At 58.2% G+C, this 19,991-nt stretch carries 18 protein-coding genes; 14 read left to right on the top strand and 4 right to left on the bottom strand.

Features of this window, described 5'->3' with window-relative positions; genetic code table 11:
* Positions 1-7: 7 nt before the first annotated feature.
* The 4 genes from ACJ8MK_RS10435 (at position 8) to ACJ8MK_RS10420 (ending at position 2,993) form a co-directional block, all read left to right on the top strand.
* Entirely contained in the window at positions 8-859 is an 852-nt protein-coding gene (locus tag ACJ8MK_RS10435) for a transketolase (protein WP_049233922.1), read from the top strand.
* On the top strand, positions 852-1,811 hold the full coding sequence (locus ACJ8MK_RS10430) for a transketolase family protein (protein WP_308333552.1): 960 nt from the start codon (positions 852-854) through the stop codon (positions 1,809-1,811). Before ACJ8MK_RS10435 ends, ACJ8MK_RS10430 begins: the two co-directional genes overlap by 8 nt.
* Positions 1,812-2,034: 223 nt before the next feature.
* Positions 2,035-2,574, top strand: a complete 540-nt coding sequence (locus tag ACJ8MK_RS10425) for a hypothetical protein (RefSeq protein WP_442517726.1) — start codon at positions 2,035-2,037, stop codon at positions 2,572-2,574.
* Positions 2,571-2,993, top strand: a complete 423-nt coding sequence (locus ACJ8MK_RS10420; protein ID WP_041036067.1) for a putative T6SS immunity periplasmic lipoprotein — start codon at positions 2,571-2,573, stop codon at positions 2,991-2,993. The genes ACJ8MK_RS10425 and ACJ8MK_RS10420 overlap by 4 nt, the downstream gene beginning before the upstream one ends.
* 70 nt (positions 2,994-3,063) lie before the next feature.
* Here ACJ8MK_RS10420 and pta read toward each other — a convergent pair whose 3' ends face one another.
* Positions 3,064-5,223, bottom strand: coding sequence for a phosphate acetyltransferase (gene pta, locus ACJ8MK_RS10415; RefSeq protein WP_033653759.1), 2,160 nt, complete (start codon positions 5,221-5,223; stop codon positions 3,064-3,066).
* A gap of 74 nt (positions 5,224-5,297) precedes the next feature.
* On the bottom strand, positions 5,298-6,500 hold the full coding sequence (gene ackA, locus ACJ8MK_RS10410) for an acetate kinase (protein WP_025303669.1): 1,203 nt from the start codon (positions 6,498-6,500) through the stop codon (positions 5,298-5,300).
* 358 nt (positions 6,501-6,858) lie between these two features.
* Between ackA and yfbV the strand changes: the two genes are divergently transcribed.
* The 4 genes from yfbV (at position 6,859) to ACJ8MK_RS10390 (ending at position 10,554) form a co-directional block, all read left to right on the top strand.
* Positions 6,859-7,314, top strand: coding sequence for a terminus macrodomain insulation protein YfbV (gene yfbV / locus ACJ8MK_RS10405; RefSeq protein WP_004936061.1), 456 nt, complete (start codon positions 6,859-6,861; stop codon positions 7,312-7,314).
* Between the two features lie 141 nt (positions 7,315-7,455).
* Complete coding sequence (locus ACJ8MK_RS10400; protein ID WP_016926898.1) at positions 7,456-7,950, top strand: YfbU family protein; 495 nt, start codon at positions 7,456-7,458, stop codon at positions 7,948-7,950.
* Positions 7,951-7,967: 17 nt separating this feature from the next.
* Positions 7,968-8,624 (top strand): sugar phosphatase, encoded by a 657-nt coding sequence (locus ACJ8MK_RS10395; RefSeq protein WP_033653760.1) that lies wholly within the window; start codon positions 7,968-7,970, stop codon positions 8,622-8,624.
* A gap of 79 nt (positions 8,625-8,703) precedes the next feature.
* Complete coding sequence (locus tag ACJ8MK_RS10390; RefSeq protein ID WP_074026934.1) at positions 8,704-10,554, top strand: SLC13 family permease; 1,851 nt, start codon at positions 8,704-8,706, stop codon at positions 10,552-10,554.
* Between the two features lie 27 nt (positions 10,555-10,581).
* On the opposite strand, the gene yfbR is transcribed toward ACJ8MK_RS10390, so the two are convergent.
* Both yfbR and ACJ8MK_RS10380 read right to left on the bottom strand, forming a co-directional pair.
* Entirely contained in the window at positions 10,582-11,181 is a 600-nt protein-coding gene (gene yfbR / locus ACJ8MK_RS10385) for a 5'-deoxynucleotidase (RefSeq protein WP_025303666.1), read from the bottom strand.
* Between the two features lie 107 nt (positions 11,182-11,288).
* Complete coding sequence (locus tag ACJ8MK_RS10380; protein ID WP_004936047.1) at positions 11,289-12,503, bottom strand: pyridoxal phosphate-dependent aminotransferase; 1,215 nt, start codon at positions 12,501-12,503, stop codon at positions 11,289-11,291.
* A gap of 855 nt (positions 12,504-13,358) precedes the next feature.
* Between ACJ8MK_RS10380 and lrhA the strand changes: the two genes are divergently transcribed.
* The 6 genes from lrhA (at position 13,359) to nuoF (ending at position 19,928) form a co-directional block, all read left to right on the top strand.
* Positions 13,359-14,303: a transcriptional regulator LrhA gene (lrhA, locus tag ACJ8MK_RS10375; RefSeq protein ID WP_033653761.1), complete on the top strand. Its 945-nt coding sequence runs from the start codon at positions 13,359-13,361 to the stop codon at positions 14,301-14,303.
* A 707-nt stretch (positions 14,304-15,010) separates the two neighbouring features.
* On the top strand, positions 15,011-15,448 hold the full coding sequence (nuoA, locus tag ACJ8MK_RS10370) for an NADH-quinone oxidoreductase subunit NuoA (protein ID WP_025303663.1): 438 nt from the start codon (positions 15,011-15,013) through the stop codon (positions 15,446-15,448).
* 15 nt (positions 15,449-15,463) lie between these two features.
* Positions 15,464-16,138 carry a NuoB/complex I 20 kDa subunit family protein gene (locus tag ACJ8MK_RS10365; protein ID WP_004936039.1) on the top strand — a complete coding sequence of 225 codons (675 nt, stop codon included), beginning with the start codon at positions 15,464-15,466 and terminating at the stop codon, positions 16,136-16,138.
* 96 nt (positions 16,139-16,234) lie between these two features.
* Positions 16,235-18,031 (top strand): NADH-quinone oxidoreductase subunit C/D, encoded by a 1,797-nt coding sequence (gene nuoC / locus ACJ8MK_RS10360; protein WP_004936036.1) that lies wholly within the window; start codon positions 16,235-16,237, stop codon positions 18,029-18,031.
* A 2-nt stretch (positions 18,032-18,033) separates the two neighbouring features.
* Positions 18,034-18,585, top strand: a complete 552-nt coding sequence (gene nuoE, locus ACJ8MK_RS10355) for an NADH-quinone oxidoreductase subunit NuoE (RefSeq protein ID WP_033635327.1) — start codon at positions 18,034-18,036, stop codon at positions 18,583-18,585.
* A complete protein-coding gene (nuoF, locus tag ACJ8MK_RS10350; RefSeq protein ID WP_033648045.1) occupies positions 18,582-19,928 on the top strand; it encodes an NADH-quinone oxidoreductase subunit NuoF in 1,347 nt (448 codons plus the stop codon). The genes nuoE and nuoF overlap by 4 nt, the downstream gene beginning before the upstream one ends.
* The last annotated feature ends 63 nt before the right edge of the window (positions 19,929-19,991 follow it).

Raw genomic sequence — 19,991 nt, 5'->3', positions numbered from 1 at the left:
CAGACTGATGAACTACACAACGAGCGAAACGGAAATTGAAGAGCTGCATATCCTGGCGCGGGCGATCCGCCTGGAAACGCTGAAAGCGCTGACCGGGCTGGGCTTCGGCCACTACGGCGGCTGCATGTCGGTGGTGGAGACGCTGGCGGTGCTGTACGGCAGCGTGATGCGCATCGATCCGGCGGATCCGGACTGGCCGGAGCGCGATGATTTCGTGCTGTCGAAAGGGCACGCCGGCCCGGCGCTGTACAGCACACTGGCGATCAAGGGCTACTTCCCGCTGGCGGAGTTGAAGACCCTCAACCAGAACGGCACGCGTCTGCCGAGCCATCCGGACCGGCTGCGCACGCGCGGCGTGGACGCCACCACCGGCTCGCTGGGGCAGGGCGTGTCGATCGCCGCCGGCATGGCGTTGTCCCATCGGCTGGCGGGGCGCCGCAATCGGGTGTTCAGCATCCTCGGCGATGGGGAACTGAATGAAGGGCAGTGCTGGGAGGCGTTCCAGTTTATCGCCCACCACAATCTGAACAACCTGACGCTGTTCATCGATTACAACAAGCAACAGCTGGACGGCGCGCTGGACGAGGTGATCCAACCGTTTGATCTGGCCGCCAAGTTCCGCGCCTTCGGCTTTGAGGTGCAGACCATCAAGGGCGACGATATCGCGGCGCTGTTGGCGGCGGTGGCGCCGGCGCGCGGCGGCGAACAGCGGCCGCTGGCGATCGTGCTCGACAGCATCAAAGGGCAGGGCGTTGCCTATCTGGAAAACCTGTCGAACTCTCACCACCTGCGCCTGACGCCGGACGTGCAGCAGGAAATCGAAAAAGCCATCGCCGAACTGGAGGCCGCCCATGTTTAACGTAGTGACGCAGTTGGAAAACGACGCCGTCGAAATGCGCAAAGTCTACGCCGGCGAGGTGCGTCGGCAGATTGAGGTGGGCGCGCCGATCATCGCGCTGGAGGCGGATCTGATGAGCTCGATGGCGATGGACGGCGTACACAAGGATCACCCGCAGCACGTGATCAACTGCGGCATCATGGAGGCCAACGTGATCGGCGTCGCCGCCGGGCTGTCGCTCACCGGCCGGGTGCCGTTCGTGCATACCTTTACCGCCTTCGCCAGCCGCCGCTGTTTCGATCAGCTGTTCATGTCGCTGGATTATCAGCGCAACAACGTCAAGGTGATCGCCTCTGACGCCGGGGTGAGCGCCTGCCACAACGGCGGCACCCACATGTCGTTCGAGGACATGGGCATCGTGCGCGGGCTGGCGCATTCGGTGGTGCTGGAAGTGACCGACGCCACCATGTTCGCCGACATTCTGCGCCAGCTGATGGATCTGCGCGGCTTCTACTGGGTGCGCACCATTCGCAAGCAGGCGACGCGCATCTATCAGGAGGGCTCGCGCTTTACCATCGGCAAGGGCAACCTGCTGCGCGACGGCGACGACATTACGCTGATCGCCAACGGCATCATGGTGGCGGAGGCGCTGAAGGCGGCGCAGAGGCTGGCGCAGCAGGGCGTCAGCGCGGCGGTGATCGATATGTTCACCCTCAAGCCTATCGACCGTGAACTGATCAAAACCTACGCGGCCAAGACCGGGCGCATCGTCACCTGTGAAAACCACAGCATTCATAACGGGCTGGGATCGGCGGTGGCGGAGGTGCTGGCGGAAGAGTGCCCGACGCCGATGCGGCGCGTGGGGGTGAAGGAGCGTTACGGCCAGGTGGGCACCCAAGCGTTCTTGCAACAGGAGTATGGCCTGACCGCCGAGCATATTCTGGAGGCCGCCGGGCAGCTGCTGCAAAAATAGTTCTCGAGTCAATCACAACTGCTGTAACGAATGAGGTCTGGTGCTATGTATAAAGCACATACCTTCCTGCCCAGTATCTGAGTTATGACTCACGCGTTATCAACTGAGAAGCCCCTTAGGGGGCTTTTTGTTTTTAATGGATAATGGATGGCCAATGCTTGGGTAAAAAGAGATAATAAAAACAGTCTAATAAATACAATAAGTTATATTCATGGAGTGAATAATGATAACAGCAAGAGGCTCGTTCAGAAGGCTGACGCTAGGCGAGATCACGCTATCCCGTTTTCTCTATAAAAATGCCATCGACTACAGTCTTGTTAAAGTGCATAACGCGAGCTATTTCCCGTTTGGTTTGCAGAATGAGGAAACGGCCGTTACGCCTAATGGTGAACTTTATTGGCCTGAAAAACACTTCAGGGAAGATTTTTCCACAGAAACAACGCGCTACCTATGGTGGTTCATGCATGAAATGGCCCACGTATGGCAGTATCAGAGGGGGATGAACGTCCGGCTGCGGGGAATAATGAGCTGGGCGGTAACTTATAAATACTCGCTGCCTGATTACTACTCCTTAGCTGATTATGGTATGGAGGCACAAGCCAGCCTTCTTGCAGATTACTTCATCCTTTCTCGTTATGGCAAAGAACGGTGGTTTGAGGTGAAACTGATGCAAGGTATTATAGGTCCAGATTTGAAAAGCCGTTATGAGCATGTTTTGAAAGGATTTCTTAATGCTCCTGCCGACAGGAAAAACCTGAAATGAGAAGAATCTATACCCTCATCATGATGATGTTGCTCAGTGGCTGTATGCTTGAAAAGCAACGTTTTTACGCTGCGGATATTACGCTGCGGGGAAATGATCTCTGTTTCTCTTTACCGCAAGCCTACCCAACACAGAGTGGCAGGGTCAGTCTGGTCAGCATCGCTATTGAACAACGGTTGGATAGCCAAACGCATGAGCTCTGGCGTAGGACCACTCTACCACCGAAGCCCGTTGAGACGATTACGCCCGGCCAATGTATCCCATACTCGTTCAAGGCATTTGAGAGCAATGTGCCATACACCGTGGCAATCAGTACCGTAGATCCTCAGGATGCAGATTCCAAACGTTTCTGGCAGCGCAGTTTCTCGCTGAAAATCAGCGACGGACAGATTTTGCAGGTTATTGCCAGTGCGGAGTAATAAAGCCAGATAAGGGATGAATGAAATAACAAGGGCCGGCAATGCCGGCCCTTGTTCGTTTGGCGATGAATTACGCCTTGGCGGCGGCAGCGTCAGCCTGGGAAGACTGGATCGCCGTCAGCGCAACGGTGTAGACGATATCGTCAACCAGTGCGCCGCGCGACAGGTCGTTCACCGGCTTGCGCATGCCTTGCAGCATCGGCCCGATGGAGACCAGGTCAGCGGAACGCTGTACCGCTTTGTAGGTGGTGTTGCCGGTGTTCAGATCCGGGAAGATGAACACGGTCGCCTGGCCGGCTACCGGTGAGTTCGGCGCCTTGGACTTGGCAACGTCGGCCATGATGGCGGCGTCGTACTGCAGCGGGCCGTCGATGATCAGGTCCGGGCGTTTTTCCTGTGCCAGACGGGTCGCTTCGCGCACTTTCTCGACGTCGCTACCCGCGCCGGAGTTGCCGGTGGAGTAGGAGATCATCGCTACGCGCGGCTCGATGCCGAAGGCCGCGGCGGAATCCGCAGACTGGATGGCGATTTCAGACAGCTGCTCGGCGGTCGGATCCGGGTTGATCGCGCAGTCGCCGTAGACCAGTACCTGGTCAGGCAGCAGCATGAAGAACACGGAGGACACCAGCGAGCTGCCCGGCGCGGTTTTGATCAGCTGCAACGGCGGACGGATGGTGTTGGCGGTGGTGTGAACCGCGCCGGAGACCAGACCGTCGACTTCGCCTTGTTCCAGCATCAGGGTGCCGAGCACCACGTTGTCTTCCAGCTGCTCGCGCGCGACCACTTCGGTCATGCCCTTGCTCTTGCGCAGCTCAACCAGACGCGGCACGTAGTTTTCACGCACGGCGACCGGATCGACGATTTCGATGCCTTTGCCCAGCTCAACGCCTTGCGCTGCCGCGACGCGCTGGATCTCTTCCGGGTTGCCGAGCAGCACGCATTCCGCGATGCCGCGTTCGGCGCAGATGGCCGCCGCTTTCACGGTGCGCGGCTCGTCGCCTTCCGGCAGCACGATGCGCTTGCCGGCTTTACGCGCCAGCTCGGTCAGCTCGTAACGGAACGCCGGTGGAGACAGACGGCGTGAACGCTCGGAGGTGGCGGTCAGCGAGTCGATCCATTCGGTGTTGATGTGGCTGGCCACGTAGTTCTGCACTTTCTCGATGCGCTGGTGGTCGTCCGCCGGCACTTCGAGGTTGAAGCTCTGCAGGCTCAGCGAGGTCTGCCAGGTGTTGGTGTCGACCATGAACACCGGCAGGCCGGTCTGGAAGGCGCGTTCGCACAGCTTTTTGATCGGCTCGTCGATGGCGTAGCCGCCGGTCAGCAGGATGGCGCCGATTTCCACGCCGTTCATCGCCGCCAGGCAGGCGGAGACCAGCACGTCAGGACGGTCTGCGGAGGTCACCAGCAGAGAGCCTGGGCGGAAGTGTTCCAGCATGTGCGGGATGCTGCGCGCACAGAAGGTCACGGACTTCACGCGGCGGGTCATGATGTCGCCTTCGTTGACCACGCGGGCCTTCAGGTGGCGAGCCATGTCGATGGCGCGGGTGGCGATCAGATCGAAGCTCCACGGCACGCAGCCCAGAACTGGCAGCGGGCTGTTGGCGAACAGCTGCGCAGGATCGACGTGGGCGATGCTGGCTTTGGTGGAGTCGTCGAAGATTTCGGACAGGTCAGGACGGGTGCGGCCCTGATCGTCGACCGGTGCGTTCAGCTTGTTGATGATCACGCCGGTGATGTTTTTGTTCTTGCTGCCGCCGAAGCTGGTGCGCGCCAGTTCGATGCGCTCTTTCAGCTGCGCCGGGGAGTCGTTGCCCAGCGCCAGCACGAAGACGATCTCGGCGTTCAGGGTTTTGGCGATCTCGTAGTTCAGCGCGTTGGCGAACTGATGCTTGCGGGTCGGCACCAGGCCTTCGATCAGCACCACTTCCGCGTCTTTGGTGTTCTCGTGGTAACGCGCCACGATCTCTTCCATCAGCACGTCTTGCTGGTTGGAGCTCAGCAGGCCCTCAACGTAGTCCATGCGCAGCGGTTCGGCCGCCGGGATGGTGGAGTTGCTGCGGATGATGGTGGTGGTCTGGTCGAGCGCGTTGTCGCCGGTGCGCGGTTGAGCGATAGGCTTGAACACGCTCAGACGAACGCCTTTTTGCTCCATGGAGCGGATGACACCCAGGCTGACGCTGGTCAGGCCGACGCTGGTGCCGGTGGGGATCAACATAATAGTACGTGACACAGAATAGTCCTCTTCACGATTAACATGAGGCTAAAACAACACCGTCAGCCTGGGCTGACGGTGTTTTGAGAGCATTACGCGGTCAGGCGGGATGCGTCCTGCGCGATGACCAACTCTTCGTTGGTCGGGATCACCAGCGCCAGGCGGCTGCCGTCTTTGGTGATGGCGCCGGATTTGCCGAAGCGAGCGGCCATGTTGCGGTCGTGGTCGATTTCGAAGCCCAGCAGGCCCAGTTTGTTCAGGGTCAGCTCACGCACCATGCCGGCGTTCTCGCCGATGCCGCCGGTGAAGATCACCGCGTCCAGACGGCCTTCCATCAGCGCGCTGTATGCGCCGACGTATTTGGCCAGACGGTGGCAGAACACGTCCATGGCGCGTTTGGCGTCGGCTTTGCTGTCGTAGTTGTCTTCAACGTAACGGCAGTCGCTGGTGACTTCGGTCAGGCCCAGCAGGCCGGATTCTTTGGTCAGCATCTTGTTGATCTGGTCAACGCTCATGCCCAGAGAATCGTGCAGGTGGAAGATGATAGCCGGATCGATGTCACCGCTGCGGGTGCCCATCACCAGGCCTTCCAGCGGGGTCAGGCCCATCGAGGTGTCAACGCACTGGCCGTTGCGCACTGCGGTAACGGAACCGCCGTTGCCCAGGTGGCAAGTGATCACGTTCACTTCTTCCACCGGCTTGTTCAGCATCTTCGCGGCTTCCTGAGTCACGTAGAAGTGGCTGGTGCCGTGCGCGCCGTAGCGGCGAACGCCGTGGTCGCGGTACAGGCTGTACGGCAGGGCGTACAGGTAAGATTCTTCCGGCATGGTCTGGTGGAACGCGGTGTCGAACACGGCAACGTTCTTGTCGGCCAGGTTAGGGAAGGATTTCAGCGCTTCCGCGATGCCGATCAGGTGAGCCGGGTTGTGCAGTGGTGCAAACGGCACGGAATCTTTGATACCCTGCAGAACTTCGTCGTTGATCACGGCGGAAGCGGTGAACTTCTCGCCGCCGTGCACGATGCGGTGGCCGATGGCGGTCAGCTGCGCGGAAAGCTCTGGTTTTTGTGCCAGAATAGTATTAACGATGAAGTTCAGCGCTTCGCTGTGTGCAGCGCCGGCCCCCAGGGCAGCTTCGTGTTTGGCGCCGTCCATTTTCCACTTGATGCGAGCTTCAGGCAGGTGGAAACACTCGGCCAAACCGGAGAGGAATTCGTCGCCGTTAACGGCATCGATGATGGCGAATTTCAGAGAAGAACTGCCGCAGTTAAGAACCAGTACTAGCTTACTCGACATGGAAGTACCTACTTAAATAGTCGTGTTGTTAAAAGAAAATCGAAAACACGTGGTGAATTAATCGTCAATCAGACAACAAGCGTAGCGCATAGTGCCGATGACATTTATGATTAACATCATGTGACGTGCACAAATCACAGGATGATGGAAAAACCGATGATTTCTCTGCGGTTTAAATAATCTTGATTTTTATAGGGCTAAAAGTTGACAAAGTTTGCGTCATCTTCTACCGGCCACAAGGCCGGCTTAGGATACCGATAGCCCGGTGTAAACACAAAATAAATTTAAAGCTTCAAATTTTTTAGTATGGTCTCTGGCAGCACGCTTTTAGTTTCTTTACGTGACGTTGAGGTACGCAATGACGAGCAAACCGTCCGGTTCCGTAAGCTGGTTTCAGGTCTTCCAGCGCGGGCAGCATTATATGAAAACCTGGCCGTCGGACAAACGTCTGGCACCGGTCTTTCCGGAGAACCGCGTTGCGCGTGCCACCCGTTTCGCTATCCGTTTCATGCCGCCGTTGGCGATTTTCACGCTGACCTGGCAGATTGCGCTCGGCGGCCAGCTCGGCCCGGCGATCGCCACCGCGCTGTTCGCCTGCAGCCTGCCGATGCAGGGGCTGTGGTGGCTGGGGCGTCGTTCGGTCACGCCGCTGCCGCCGACGCTGCTGCAATGGTTCCATGAGGTGCGCAACAAGCTGACGGAAGCCGGGCAGGCGGTGGCGCCGCTCGAAGGCACGCCGACCTATCAGACGTTGGCCGATCTGCTCAAGCGCGCTTTCAAGCAGCTGGACAAAACTTTCCTCGACGATCTGTAAATGAAAAAGGCCGCGTTGTGCGGCCTTTCTCGTCAAAGCGTCAATAACCCCGGTTTAAATCAAAGAACGGTCGAGTTGTGATTTCCTGCGTTCTTGCGCTGTGCGATGCTCCCGCCATCACACAGAAATGAGGAAATCCTGATGGAAATGACCAACGCCCAGCGGCTGATCCTGTCGAACCAGTACAAGATGATGACCCTGCTCGATCCGGACAACGGCGACCGTTATCGCCGGTTGCAAACCATCGTCGAACGCGGCTTCGGTTTGCAAATGCGCGAACTGGATCGCGACTTCGGCGAACTGAGTGAAGAGGTGTGCCGCACCATCATCAACGTGATGGAGATGCACCATGCGCTGCAGGTTTCCTGGGGCAACCTGAAAGAAAAGCAGGATCTGGACGAGCGCCGCCTGGCGTTTCTCGGCTTCGACGCCGCCACCGAGGCGCGCTACCTGAGCTACGTGCGTTTCCTGGTCAGCACCGAGGGGCGCTATACTCACTTCGATTCCGGCAGCCACGGTTTCAACGCCCAGACCAAAATGTGGGAAAAATACCAGCGCATGCTGGCGATCTGGTTGGCCTGTCCGCGCCAGTATCACTTGAGCGCCGTTGAGATAGCGCAAATCATCAATGCTTGATTAAGAAGAGGTTTTCTGTGGAGTGTAAGGGTTTTCTGTTCGATCTTGATGGCACCCTGGTGGATTCGCTGCCGGCGGTAGAGCGCGCCTGGACGCACTGGGCCGAACGCCGCGGCGTCAACCCGCAAGCGGTGCTGGACTTCATTCACGGTAAACAGGCCATTACTTCTCTGCGCCACTTTATGCCGGGCGAAAGCGAAGCAGAAATTCAGCGCGAGTTCGAGTTGCTGGAGCAGGTGGAAGCGCAGGATACCGACGGCGTTCGCGCGCTGCCGGGCGCCATCGCGCTGCTGGAGCGCCTGAACGTGCTCGGCATCCCTTGGGCGATCGTCACCTCCGGTTCGGTGCCGGTGGCGGGCGCTCGCCGCCAGGCCGGCGGTTTGCCGCAGCCGGAGGTGTTCATCACCGCCGAGCAGGTTAAACACGGCAAGCCGCAGCCCGACGCCTATCTGCTGGGCGCCGAGCGCCTGGGGCTGGCACCGCACGAGTGCGTGGTGGTTGAAGACGCGCCGGCCGGTATTCTCTCCGGCCTGGCCGCGGGCTGCCAGGTGATCGCGGTCAACGCGCCGGCGGATGCGCCGAAGCTGGATCAGGTCGACCTGCGGCTGGATTCGCTGGCGCAGATCGCCGTCGATAAAACGGCGCAGGGCGCGATCGTTCGCCGGCTGGCCTGAGCGGCATTATCTTCACCCTAATTGATTAGACCCCGCTTCGGCGGGGTTTTTTTATGCTATTTTTTAGACCCTTGGACATTTGCCGGATGAGGCCGTTTTGAACAGCGAATTACTGTGGGTGCTGAGTTTACTGCTGATTGCCATCGTGCTGTTTACCACCAACAAGCTGCGTATGGACGTGGTGGCGCTGTTGGTGATCATCGCCTTCGTGCTGAGCGGCACGCTCAGTCTGCAGGAGGCGACGGTCGGTTTCAGCGATCCCAACGTGATTTTGATCGCGGCGCTGTTCGTGATCGGTGAAGGGCTGGTGCGCACCGGCGTGGCCTATCAGGTGGGGGACTGGCTGGTGAAAGTGGCCGGCAGCAGCGAAACCAAAATGTTGATGCTGCTGATGGTGACGGTCGCCGGGCTGGGCGCGTTCATGAGCTCGACCGGCGTGGTGGCGATCTTTATCCCGGTGGTGCTCAGCGTGACGGCGAGAATGAAGATTGCGCCGGGGCGGCTGATGATGCCGCTCAGCTTCGCCGGGCTCATCAGCGGCATGATGACGCTGGTGGCCACGCCGCCCAACATGGTGGTCAACAGCGAACTGGTGCGTGAAGGCATCCATGGTTTCGGTTTCTTCAGCGTGACGCCCATCGGTCTGGCGGTGCTGGCGCTGGGCGTCGGTTACATGCTGATCGCTCGGCGTTGGCTGGGCAGCGGTGACACGGGCAAAGCCGGCGATGACTGGCAGCGCCGAACCTTCCGCGATTTGATCCGCGACTACAAGCTGACCGGCCGCGCGCGGCGGCTGGCTGTCCGCAGCGCTTCGCCGCTGATCGGGCGTTCGCTGGATGAGCTGCACCTGCGTGCGCGCTATGGCGCCAACGTGGTGGGCATTGAGCGCTGGAAACGCTTCCGGCGGGTGATGGTCAGCGCTTCCGGCAGCACCGAGCTGCGCGAGGGCGACGTCCTCTTGATCGACATGTCGGACAGCCAGGTCGATCTGCGCGAATTCTGCGGCGAGCAGCGGCTGGAGCCGATGGTGCTGCGCGGCGATTACTTCTCGGAACAGTCGCGCAACGTCGGCATGGCCGAAGTGTCGCTGATCCCGGACTCGGCGCTGCTGGGCAAAAGCCTGCGCGAAGCGGCGTTCCGCAGCCGCTACGATCTGAACGTGGTGGGCATCCGCCGCCACGGCGAGACGCTGGGCGGCAAGCTGGTGGACGAGCTGCTGGAGCTGGGCGACATCTTGCTGGTGATCGGCGACTGGAAGGCGATCCGTCAGCTGCAGGCCAAAACCCACGACTTTATCGTGCTCAATCTGCCGGCCGAGGTGGACGAAGTGGCGCCGGCCATCACGCAGGCGCCGCACGCGCTGTTTTGCCTGGCGCTGATGGTGGCGATGATGCTGACCGACGAAATCCCCAACCCGATCGCGGCGCTGATCGCCTGTCTGCTGATGGGCAAGTTCCGCTGTATCGATATGGAGAGCGCCTATAAATCGATCCATTGGCCGAGCATCATTTTGATCGTCGGCATGATGCCGTTCGCGCAGGCGCTGCAAAAGACCGGCGGGGTGGATCTGATCGTCAGCGGGCTGATGGACGTCGCCGGCGGCGCGGGGCCGCGCGTGATGCTGCTGTGCCTGTTCGTCTTGTGCGCCACCATCGGCCTGTTTATTTCCAACACCGCGACGGCGGTGCTGATGGCGCCGATCGCCATCGCCGCCGCGCGCGAAATGGGCGTTTCGCCATACCCGTTCGCGATGATTATCGCCATCGCCGCGTCCGCCGCCTTTATGACGCCGGTTTCTTCACCGGTCAACACGCTGGTGCTGGGGCCGGGCAATTACAAGTTCGGCGATTTCGTGCGTCTCGGCGTGCCGTTCACCCTGCTGGTGATGGCGGTCAGCGTGATTGTGGTGCCGTGGCTCTACGGCTTTTAACGGCGCAGCGAGGCTGCGCCGGCGGGGTTACAGCGAGCTGTCGAGGCTGATTTCGTCCAATGACAGGCTGAAGCTGGGGATGAACACGTCCATGAAGTAGTCCATTTCCGGGCTGCGGCGCTGTTCCAGGGTTTTATCCAGCCGCGCCTTGGCCAGGGTGAATTCGTTGTTGCCGGCAGAGAGTTCCTCCAGGCATTTCAGGTAGGCGCACAGTGCGTCTGCCTGCTTCACTACCTGCTTTTCATCTTCGCTGTAGTAGTGCTCATCGAGTATGGTGCGGAAATCGTTGCGCAGCTCCGCGGGGATCATGTCCAGCAGCTTTTGCTGGGCGATCTTTTCGATCTTCTTGTATTCGTGGGCGATCTGCGGATTGTAGTACTTGATCGGCGTTGGCATGTCGCCGGTGATCACTTCGCTGGCGTCGTGGTACATCGCCAGCAGCGCAACGCGGTCGGCGTTGAGGTTGCCGTTGAATTTGCGGTTTTTGATCACCGCCAACGCGTGGGCGACAAAAGCCACCTGCAGACTGTGTTCGGAAACGTTCTCGGTACGCACGTTGCGCATCAGCGGCCAGCGGTTGATCAGTTTCAGGCGGGACAGATGGGCGAAGAAATGGCTCTGGCTCATGGTGCTCTCTTTAACGGCAAGTGAGGGCCCCATTGTGAAGCAGTGACGGCGAATTTTGCAACCGGGCAGTGAGAGAAGGGCGCAACAAGGCGCTGCGCCCCAGGCGATTACTGGTGGTAGCCTTCCAGGAAGCGGCCCAGCTTGCCGACCGCCATTTCCAGCTCGTCTACGCGCGGCAGGGTGACGATGCGCACGTGATCCGGATAAGGCCAGTTGAACGCGGTGCCCTGCACCAGCAGCACTTTTTCCTGCAGCAGCAGATCCAGCACCAGTTTCTGGTCGTCGTGGATGTTGAAGCGCTTGGCGTCGATGCGTGGGAACATGTACAGCGCGCCCTGCGGCTTCACGCAAGAGACGCCCGGGATGTCGTTGAGCAGCTCCCAGGTGCGGTTGCGCTGTTCGTACAGGCGGCCGCCGGGCTGAATGAACTCGCTGATGCTCTGATAACCGCCCAGCGCGGTCTGAATGGCGTGCTGCATCGGCACGTTGGCGCACAGGCGCATCGAAGCCAGCATCTCCAGCCCTTCGATATAGCCTTTGGCGTGCTTCTTCGGCCCGTTCAGCACCATCCAGCCCTGGCGGAAGCCCGCCACGCGGTAGGTTTTCGACAGGCCGTTGAAGGTGACGGTCAGCAAATCCGGCGCCAGCGCGGCGATCGAGTGGTGCTCGGCTTCGTCATACAGGATCTTGTCGTAGATCTCGTCGGCGAAGATGATCAGGTTGTGTTGACGGGCGATCTCGACGATCTGTTCCAGCAGCGCTTTGCTGTAAACCGCGCCGGTCGGGTTGTTCGGGTTGATGATCACGATGCCGCGGGTGCGCGGGGTGATCTTGCTGATGATGTCGTCCAGATCCGGGAACCAGCCGGCCTGCTCATCGCACAGGTAGTGCACGGCCTTGCCGCCGGACAGCGATACCGCGGCGGTCCACAGCGGGTAGTCCGGCGCCGGCACCAGCATTTCGTCGCCGCTGTTGAGCAGCGCCTGCATGGATTGGACGATCAGTTCCGAGACGCCGTTGCCAATGTAGATATCCTCAACGGTCACGTCACGCATGTTGCGCGCCTGATAGTGCTGCATGATCGCTTTACGCGCCGAGAAGAGGCCCTTGGAGTCGGAATAGCCTTGCGCCGTGGGCAGATTGCGGATCACGTCGACCAGGATTTCGTCAGGGGCGTCGAAACCGAACGGGGCAGGGTTGCCGATGTTCAGTTTCAGGACTTTGTTGCCTTCTTCTTCAAGACGTTTGGCTTCTTTAAGCACCGGGCCGCGAATGTCATAGCAGACGTTGTCCAGTTTGCTGGATTTCTCAATGGGGGACATAAAAAGTTGAGCCTTTTGCTGGGATAGGGGCGCTCCTACCGTGGGACGCCGCAACCCGCCCAATGTACTCCTGGCGTAGTTGCTTTTGAAGGGTTTTGCACGCCTTTGGTGCAAATGCATGTCGTAACGGGAGATTTTAGTTATGATAAGCAAAGGTAAAGTTATTTTGTGGTTCATAATTTCATGAACTATAATTTTACTAGGGTTTTGTTCTGTAAAATCCCGCATCGATAAACGCGACGTGCCGGCGATCGCGGCCGGCAGCAGTGAACTGATAAGCCGAAAGTGAGAATGGGCTTCAATAAACTGTAAAGGAACGATAATACCGGAGTTGTCTGATAGCGGGTTGTCGGTTAGCGCACCACACTAAGAAAATGGCATATTTACATTAGCTTTACTTTATATTTTAGCTTAAGCATTGTTTATGTGGTTATAGGATTATTATTTAAAGTAAAAATCTTACTGATTGAATTTATTAAATTCATTGAGTAGTAACACGAAGTCGATATCGTTAATTATTTATCTTTTTTGCTCTGTAATGCAGTCTGGTCGCCGGTTGATAAGGGTTCTCAGTAGCACGAATGGAGTGGAAATTAGGCAGTATGAATGAGTAAAATCTCAGGTTCGGTGGGGGTTTTCCCTTTCCACCGATATTCAGCCCCCCGCGTTCTATAAGCACCATCGATAGATCGCATTTTAAAAAGCGATAGAGGTAACGAATCATAAGTAATTTTTTTGCCCTCCACTTATGAGTGGGGTACTGTCATAACAGGCTCCGTCCTTTTCAACGGCGTCTGAGAAACACACCAGGGTAGTAGTTCGTAAATTAGAATTTAAAAAAGTGAAGAATACACTATGACAACTGCAAATCGTCCGATACTTAATCTCGACCTCGATCTGCTAAGAACCTTTGTTGCGGTTGCTGATTTGAATACCTTCGCGGCGGCGGCCGTCGCCGTATGCCGTACTCAATCAGCCGTCAGTCAACAAATGCAGCGATTAGAGCAACTGGTCGGCAAAGAACTGTTTGCCCGCCATGGGCGCAACAAACTCCTGACTGAGCATGGTATTCAGCTTCTCGGTTATGCCAGGAAGATCCTGCGCTTTAACGACGAAGCCTGTACCTCGCTGATGTACAACAATATTAAAGGTGTTCTGACCATCGGCGCTTCCGACGACACCGCCGATACCATTCTGCCTTTCCTGCTGAACCGCGTGACCGCCATCTATCCGAAGCTGTCCATTGATGTGCGCGTAAAGCGCAGCACGACGATGGTCGATCTGCTGGAAGAGGGCGAGATCGATCTGGCGGTGACCACGGCCGATCCGGCCGGGCACCCGCACATCGTGCTGCGCACATCGCCGACGCTGTGGTACTGCGCCGCCGATTACCACTATCAGGCCGGCGAACCGATCCCGCTGGTGGTGATGGATGAGCCAAGCCCGTTCCGCGCGCTGGCGATCAAGCAGCTGGACGAAGCCGGTATCCCGTGGCGCATCGCCTACGTCGCCTCGACGCTGTCCGCGGTGCGGGCGGCCTGTAAGGCCGGCCTGGGCGTGACCGCGCGGCCGATCGAGATGATGAGCCCCGACCTGCGGGTGCTGGGGGCGGTGGAAGGTTTGCCGCCGCTGCCGGATACCCAGTATGCGCTGTGCAAAAACGCGCAGTGCAGCAATGAGCTGGCGATGGCCATCTTCAGCGCCATGCAGGGCGGCAATGACGGCTATGGCTTCAACGGCGCAGAGGCCGGTCTCCAGGGCGATCAGGATGACGCCAGCCTGGTGGACGAGGAAGAATAACGCCGCGGCGTTATATCTGATGAAAACCTCCGCTTCGGCGGAGGTTTTTTTTGCCCTTTTTTTGGGGGTTTTTACTGTTATAGGGGTTTAATAACGATTTTGTTATGAGTTGGCTATTTTATTAACTTTTAAGCGTTACTGAAAAGAGAGTTTGGCCGGGTTTAAGACGTTGAGTGTGTTTTTTGAGCAATAAGATTGAATGGGTTAAAGGCATGGTAATAGAAGGGTTATTTTGTTAGCTTATAGCGGCCGTTTTTGCGGCTTAATTTGAGGAAAATTGTTAAAGGGCCACATTTTTTTTGAGGATTTATGCTGAAAACGTGTCCTGGATCAAAAAAATACCCCTAGGTAGTGAGTGGAAGAACAGGGAATTCCTGAGACAATGGTATAGTAAAACTGAAATGTGCACGTTGGTTTATATCTATCTGTTTCTACACAAAAATTAACTGACACGATTTAGCCAGCCCCTGGCGCATCAAATGTTAATCAAATGATACGTATGTAAACTAGTGTGTAGATACTTTTGTCAAAGTTGACAAAAGGTTATAGAAAGGAGTAAAAAGCCCACAGAAAAACGCTGCCTAACTCGCTGTAAAAGCAGTTTGTTTGTGTGGTTATTTATCCTTCCCTTAAATCGATGTGGCGCACTAACTGCCGGTGACAAGAGCAGCGCGATCGACGCCACTTTTGATGAGTAAGCATAGAGTATGTCAACAACCACTGAAGTTATCGCTCATCACTGGGCGCTCGCCGTATTTCTCGTCGTGGCTATCGGGCTCTGCGGCTTAATGCTGCTGGGTGCGTTCTTCTTGGGCGGGAGAGCCCGGGCGCGCGCCAAACACACCCCGTTTGAATCAGGCATCGACTCGGTCGGTACGGCGCGCATGCGCTTGTCCGCCAAGTTCTACCTGGTGGCCATGTTCTTCGTTATTTTCGACGTTGAAGCCTTATACCTGTACGCCTGGTCGGTCTCGGTTCGCGAGAGCGGCTGGGTAGGCTTTATCGAAGCCGCCATTTTCATTTTGGTGCTATTGGCCGGTCTGGTTTATCTGGTGCGCATCGGCGCGTTGGATTGGACTCCGGCGCGTTCCCAACGCCGCAGCAAACCGAGCACGATCACTAACACCAACAGTCATCCGCAGTAACAGCGAGGCATTAAGATGGACTATACGCTCACCCGCATAGACCCGAACGGTGAGAACGACCGTTATCCCCTGCAAAAACAGGAGATCGTCGCCGATCCCCTGGAACAACAGGTCCACCGCACGGTTTACATGGGTAAACTCGAACATGCGCTGCATGACATGGTGAACTGGGGGCGTAAAAACTCTATTTGGCCGTATAACTTCGGCCTTTCGTGCTGTTACGTGGAGATGGTGACGTCGTTTACCGCCGTTCACGACGTGGCGCGTTTCGGTGCGGAAGTACTGCGCGCCTCCCCGCGTCAGGCTGACCTGATGGTGGTGGCCGGTACCTGTTTCACCAAGATGGCCCCGGTCATCCAGCGCCTGTACGAGCAGATGCTGGAGCCTAAGTGGGTGATCTCGATGGGCGCCTGCGCCAATTCCGGCGGCATGTACGACATCTATTCCGTGGTGCAGGGCGTGGACAAGTTCCTGCCGGTCGACGTGTACATTCCCGGCTGCCCGCCGCGTCCGGAAGCCTATATGCAAGCGCTGATGCTGCTGCAGGAGTCCATCGGCAAAGAACGTCGCCCGCTGTCGTGGGTTGTCGGCGATCAGGGCGTTTACCGCGCCAATATGCAGTCTGAAAGAGAGCGTAAACACGGCGAGCGCATCGCGGTGACCAACCTCCGGACGCCTGACGAGATTTAAGACGTTCATTTAACGTCCATCTTAGTGCGCTATTGGTTAACACAGCGAAAAGTGAAACTTGCGGCGAATAACCCTTTAGTGTGGTGAAAAAAAATTATGACAGATTTGACGACGCACGACGCCTTGCCTGCCTGGCAGACCCGAGATCACCTTGACGACCCGGTGATCGGCGAACTGCGCAACCGTTTTGGGCCGGAAGCCTTTACTGTTCAGGCCACCCGTACCGGCATGCCCGTGGTATGGGTTAAACCTGACCAGTTGCTGGAAGTAATGACGTTCCTGAGAAAACAGCCGAAGCCGTATGTCATGCTGTTCGATCTGCATGGCGTGGACGAACGTCTTCGCACCCACCGCGATGGCCTGCCCGCTGCGGATTTCTCCGTTTTCTACCATCTGATTTCCATCGAACGCAACCGCGACATCATGCTGAAGGTGGCGCTGTCTGAAAAAGACCTGCACGTGCCGACGGCGACCAAGGTGTTCCCGAACGCCAACTGGTATGAGCGCGAAACCTGGGAAATGTTCGGCATCACCTTCGACGGCCACCCGCACCTGTCGCGCATCATGATGCCGCAGACCTGGGAAGGGCACCCGCTGCGCAAGGACTACCCGGCGCGCGCCACCGAATTCGATCCTTTCGTGCTGACCAAGCAGAAAGAAGATCTGGAGATGGAAGCGCTGACCTTCAAGCCGGAAGACTGGGGCATGAAGCGCGGCACCGAGAACGAAGATTTCATGTTCCTCAACCTCGGTCCGAACCACCCCTCCGCGCACGGTGCGTTCCGCATCATTCTGCAGCTGGACGGCGAAGAGATCGTCGACTGCGTGCCGGATATCGGCTATCACCACCGCGGCGCCGAGAAGATGGGCGAGCGCCAATCCTGGCACAGCTACATTCCGTACACCGACCGTATCGAGTACCTCGGCGGCTGCGTGAACGAAATGCCTTACGTGCTGGCGGTCGAGAAGCTGGCCGGCATCAAGGTGCCGGAGCGCGTCGACACCATCCGCGTGATGCTGTCCGAGCTGTTCCGCATCAACAGCCACCTGCTGTACATCTCCACCTTCATTCAGGACGTCGGCGCGATGACCCCGGTGTTCTTCGCCTTTACCGATCGTCAGAAAATCTACGATCTGGTGGAAGCGATCACCGGTTTCCGTATGCACCCGGCCTGGTTCCGCATCGGCGGCGTCGCGCACGATCTGCCGCGCGGCTGGGATCGCCTGCTGCGTGAATTCCTCGACTGGATGCCGAAGCGTCTGGACTCCTACGTGAAAGCGGCGCTGAAGAACAGCATCCTGAAAGGCCGTTCCATCGGCGTAGCGTCTTACAACGCCAAAGAAGCGCTGGAGTGGGGCGTGACCGGCGCCGGCCTGCGCGCCACCGGCGTCGAGTTCGACGTGCGTAAATGGCGTCCGTACTCCGGCTACGAGAACTTCGACTTCGAAGTGCCGGTCGGCGACGGCACCAGCGACTGCTACACCCGCGTGATGCTGAAGGTGGAAGAGCTGCGCCAGAGCCTGCGCATCCTCGAACAGTGCCTGAACAACATGCCGGAAGGCCCGTTCAAGGCCGATCACCCGCTGACTACGCCGCCGCCGAAAGAGCGCACGCTGCAGCACATTGAAACGCTGATCACCCACTTCCTGCAGGTTTCCTGGGGCCCGGTGATGCCAGCCAACGAATCATTCCAGATGATTGAAGCCACCAAAGGGATCAACAGCTACTACCTGACCAGCGACGGCAGCACCATGAGCTACCGCACCCGGGTACGTACGCCGAGCTTTGCGCACCTGCAGCAGATCCCATCGGTCATCCGTGGCAGCCTGGTTTCCGACCTGATCGTCTATCTGGGTAGTATCGATTTTGTTATGTCAGATGTGGACCGCTAATTATGCACTCTCAAAAAGACAATCACGCAGTCAATGATGCGCTCGAGCCCATCAACGCAGCCGCTCCTCAGAGCGGCGTTGATGCATTTGTACTGAGTGCGGAAGAACGTGATGCGATCGAGCACGAAAAGCATCATTACGAGGATCCGCGCGCCGCTTCCATCGAAGCACTGAAAATTGTGCAGAAGCAGCGCGGCTGGGTTCCGGACGGTGCGATTTACGCCATCGCGGAAGTGCTGGGCATCCCCGCCAGCGACGTAGAAGGCGTGGCCACGTTCTACAGCCAGATTTTCCGTCAGCCGGTAGGACGTCACGTGATCCGTTATTGTGACAGCGTTGTTTGTCACATCACCGGTTACCAGGGCATTCAGGCCGCTATCGAGAAGAAGCTGAACATCAAGCCGGGTCAAACCACCTTTGATGGCCGCTTCACGCTGCTGCCGACCTGCTGTCTGGGCAACTGCGATAAAGGGCCGACCATGATGATTGATGACGACACTCACAGTCAGCTGAAGCCTGAAGATATCGAGACGCTACTGGAGCAGTATCAATGACCAAGCACATTGTACGCACTCCCGAAACGCATCCGCTGACCTGGCGGCTGCGTGATGACAAGCAGCCGCTGTGGCTGGACGAATACCGCAGCAAAAACGGCTATGCCGGCGCGGAAAAGGCCCTCAAAGGCCTGGCCCCGGACGAGATCGTCGGCCTGGTGAAAGACTCCGGGCTGAAGGGCCGCGGCGGCGCGGGCTTCTCCACCGGTTTGAAGTGGAGCCTGATGCCGAAGGACGAATCCATGAACATCCGTTACCTGCTGTGTAACGCCGATGAAATGGAGCCGGGCACCTATAAAGACCGCCTGCTGATGGAGCAGCTGCCGCACCTGCTGGTGGAAGGCATGCTGATCTCCGCCTTCGCGCTGAAAGCCTACCGCGGCTATATCTTCCTGCGCGGCGAGTACATTGAAGCGGCGGCGCACCTGCGTCGCGCCATCGCGGAAGCCACCGAAGCCGGCTATCTGGGCAAGAACATTCTCGGCACCGGGTTCGATTTCGAGCTGATCGTGCACACCGGCGCCGGCCGTTACATCTGCGGCGAAGAAACCGCGCTGATCAACTCGCTGGAAGGCCGCCGCGCCAACCCGCGCTCCAAGCCGCCATTCCCGGCCAGCGCCGGCGTGTGGGGCAAGCCGACCTGCGTCAACAACGTCGAAACGCTGTGCAACGTACCGGCCATTTTGGCGAACGGCGTGGAGTGGTACACCGGCATCTCCGGCAGTGAGGACAAAGGCACCAAGCTGATGGGCTTCTCCGGCCGGGTGAAAAATCCGGGCGTCTGGGAGCTGCCGTTCGGCACCACCGCGCGCGAGATCCTGGAAGACTACGCCGGCGGCATGCGCGACGGTCTGCGCTTCAAAGCCTGGCAGCCGGGCGGTGCGGGGACCGACTTCCTGACCGCCGATCACCTCGATCTGCCGATGGAATACGGCGCAATCGGCAAAGCCGGCAGCCGTCTCGGCACCGCGCTGGCGATGGCGGTAGACCACGAGATCGGCATGGTGCCGCTGGTGCGTAACCTGGAAGAGTTCTTCGCCCGCGAGTCCTGCGGCTGGTGTACACCATGCCGCGACGGCCTGCCGTGGAGCGTGAAGATCCTGCGTGCGTTGGAAAACGGCGAAGGGCAACCGGGGGATATCGAAACCCTCGAACAGCTGTGCCGTTCCCTCGGCCCGGGCAAAACCTTCTGCGCCCACGCGCCAGGTGCCGTAGAGCCACTGCAAAGCGCGATTAAATATTTCCGTGAAGAGTTCGAGGCGGGTATCGCCGTGCAGCACTTCAGCAACGCCCATGCGATTGGCGGCATTCAGCCGAACAATCTGCTGAAGCAGCGCTGGTAAGCCGACTCGCCCGAACACGGCCAGAATTTTTGATTAACGCCTGCCGCAAGGCAGGCCACTTGG

It is taken from the genome of Serratia sp. CY38905 (assembly GCF_052168875.1).
Lineage (GTDB): Bacteria > Pseudomonadota > Gammaproteobacteria > Enterobacterales > Enterobacteriaceae > Serratia > Serratia sarumanii.
The sequence above is the reverse complement of the archived record's forward strand: the minus strand, read 5'-3'. Positions and strand labels throughout refer to the sequence as shown.

Bases quoted from the DNA above. Each gene is read 5' to 3' on its own strand.
- ACJ8MK_RS10420 (WP_041036067.1), top strand. From the start codon at position 2,571: ATGAGAAGAATCTATACCCTCATCATGATGATGTTGCTCAGTGGCTGT.
- nuoE (WP_033635327.1), top strand. From the start codon at position 18,034: ATGCACTCTCAAAAAGACAATCACGCAGTCAATGATGCGCTCGAGCCC.
- ackA (WP_025303669.1), bottom strand. From the start codon at position 6,500: ATGTCGAGTAAGCTAGTACTGGTTCTTAACTGCGGCAGTTCTTCTCTG.
- ACJ8MK_RS10380 (WP_004936047.1), bottom strand. From the start codon at position 12,503: ATGTCCCCCATTGAGAAATCCAGCAAACTGGACAACGTCTGCTATGAC.
- yfbR (WP_025303666.1), bottom strand. From the start codon at position 11,181: ATGAGCCAGAGCCATTTCTTCGCCCATCTGTCCCGCCTGAAACTGATC.
- ACJ8MK_RS10435 (WP_049233922.1), top strand. From the start codon at position 8: ATGAACTACACAACGAGCGAAACGGAAATTGAAGAGCTGCATATCCTG.
- lrhA (WP_033653761.1), top strand. From the start codon at position 13,359: ATGACAACTGCAAATCGTCCGATACTTAATCTCGACCTCGATCTGCTA.
- yfbV (WP_004936061.1), top strand. From the start codon at position 6,859: ATGACGAGCAAACCGTCCGGTTCCGTAAGCTGGTTTCAGGTCTTCCAG.
- ACJ8MK_RS10400 (WP_016926898.1), top strand. From the start codon at position 7,456: ATGGAAATGACCAACGCCCAGCGGCTGATCCTGTCGAACCAGTACAAG.
- nuoA (WP_025303663.1), top strand. From the start codon at position 15,011: ATGTCAACAACCACTGAAGTTATCGCTCATCACTGGGCGCTCGCCGTA.
- ACJ8MK_RS10425 (WP_442517726.1), top strand. From the start codon at position 2,035: ATGATAACAGCAAGAGGCTCGTTCAGAAGGCTGACGCTAGGCGAGATC.
- ACJ8MK_RS10430 (WP_308333552.1), top strand. From the start codon at position 852: ATGTTTAACGTAGTGACGCAGTTGGAAAACGACGCCGTCGAAATGCGC.
- nuoF (WP_033648045.1), top strand. From the start codon at position 18,582: ATGACCAAGCACATTGTACGCACTCCCGAAACGCATCCGCTGACCTGG.
- nuoC (WP_004936036.1), top strand. From the start codon at position 16,235: ATGACAGATTTGACGACGCACGACGCCTTGCCTGCCTGGCAGACCCGA.
- ACJ8MK_RS10365 (WP_004936039.1), top strand. From the start codon at position 15,464: ATGGACTATACGCTCACCCGCATAGACCCGAACGGTGAGAACGACCGT.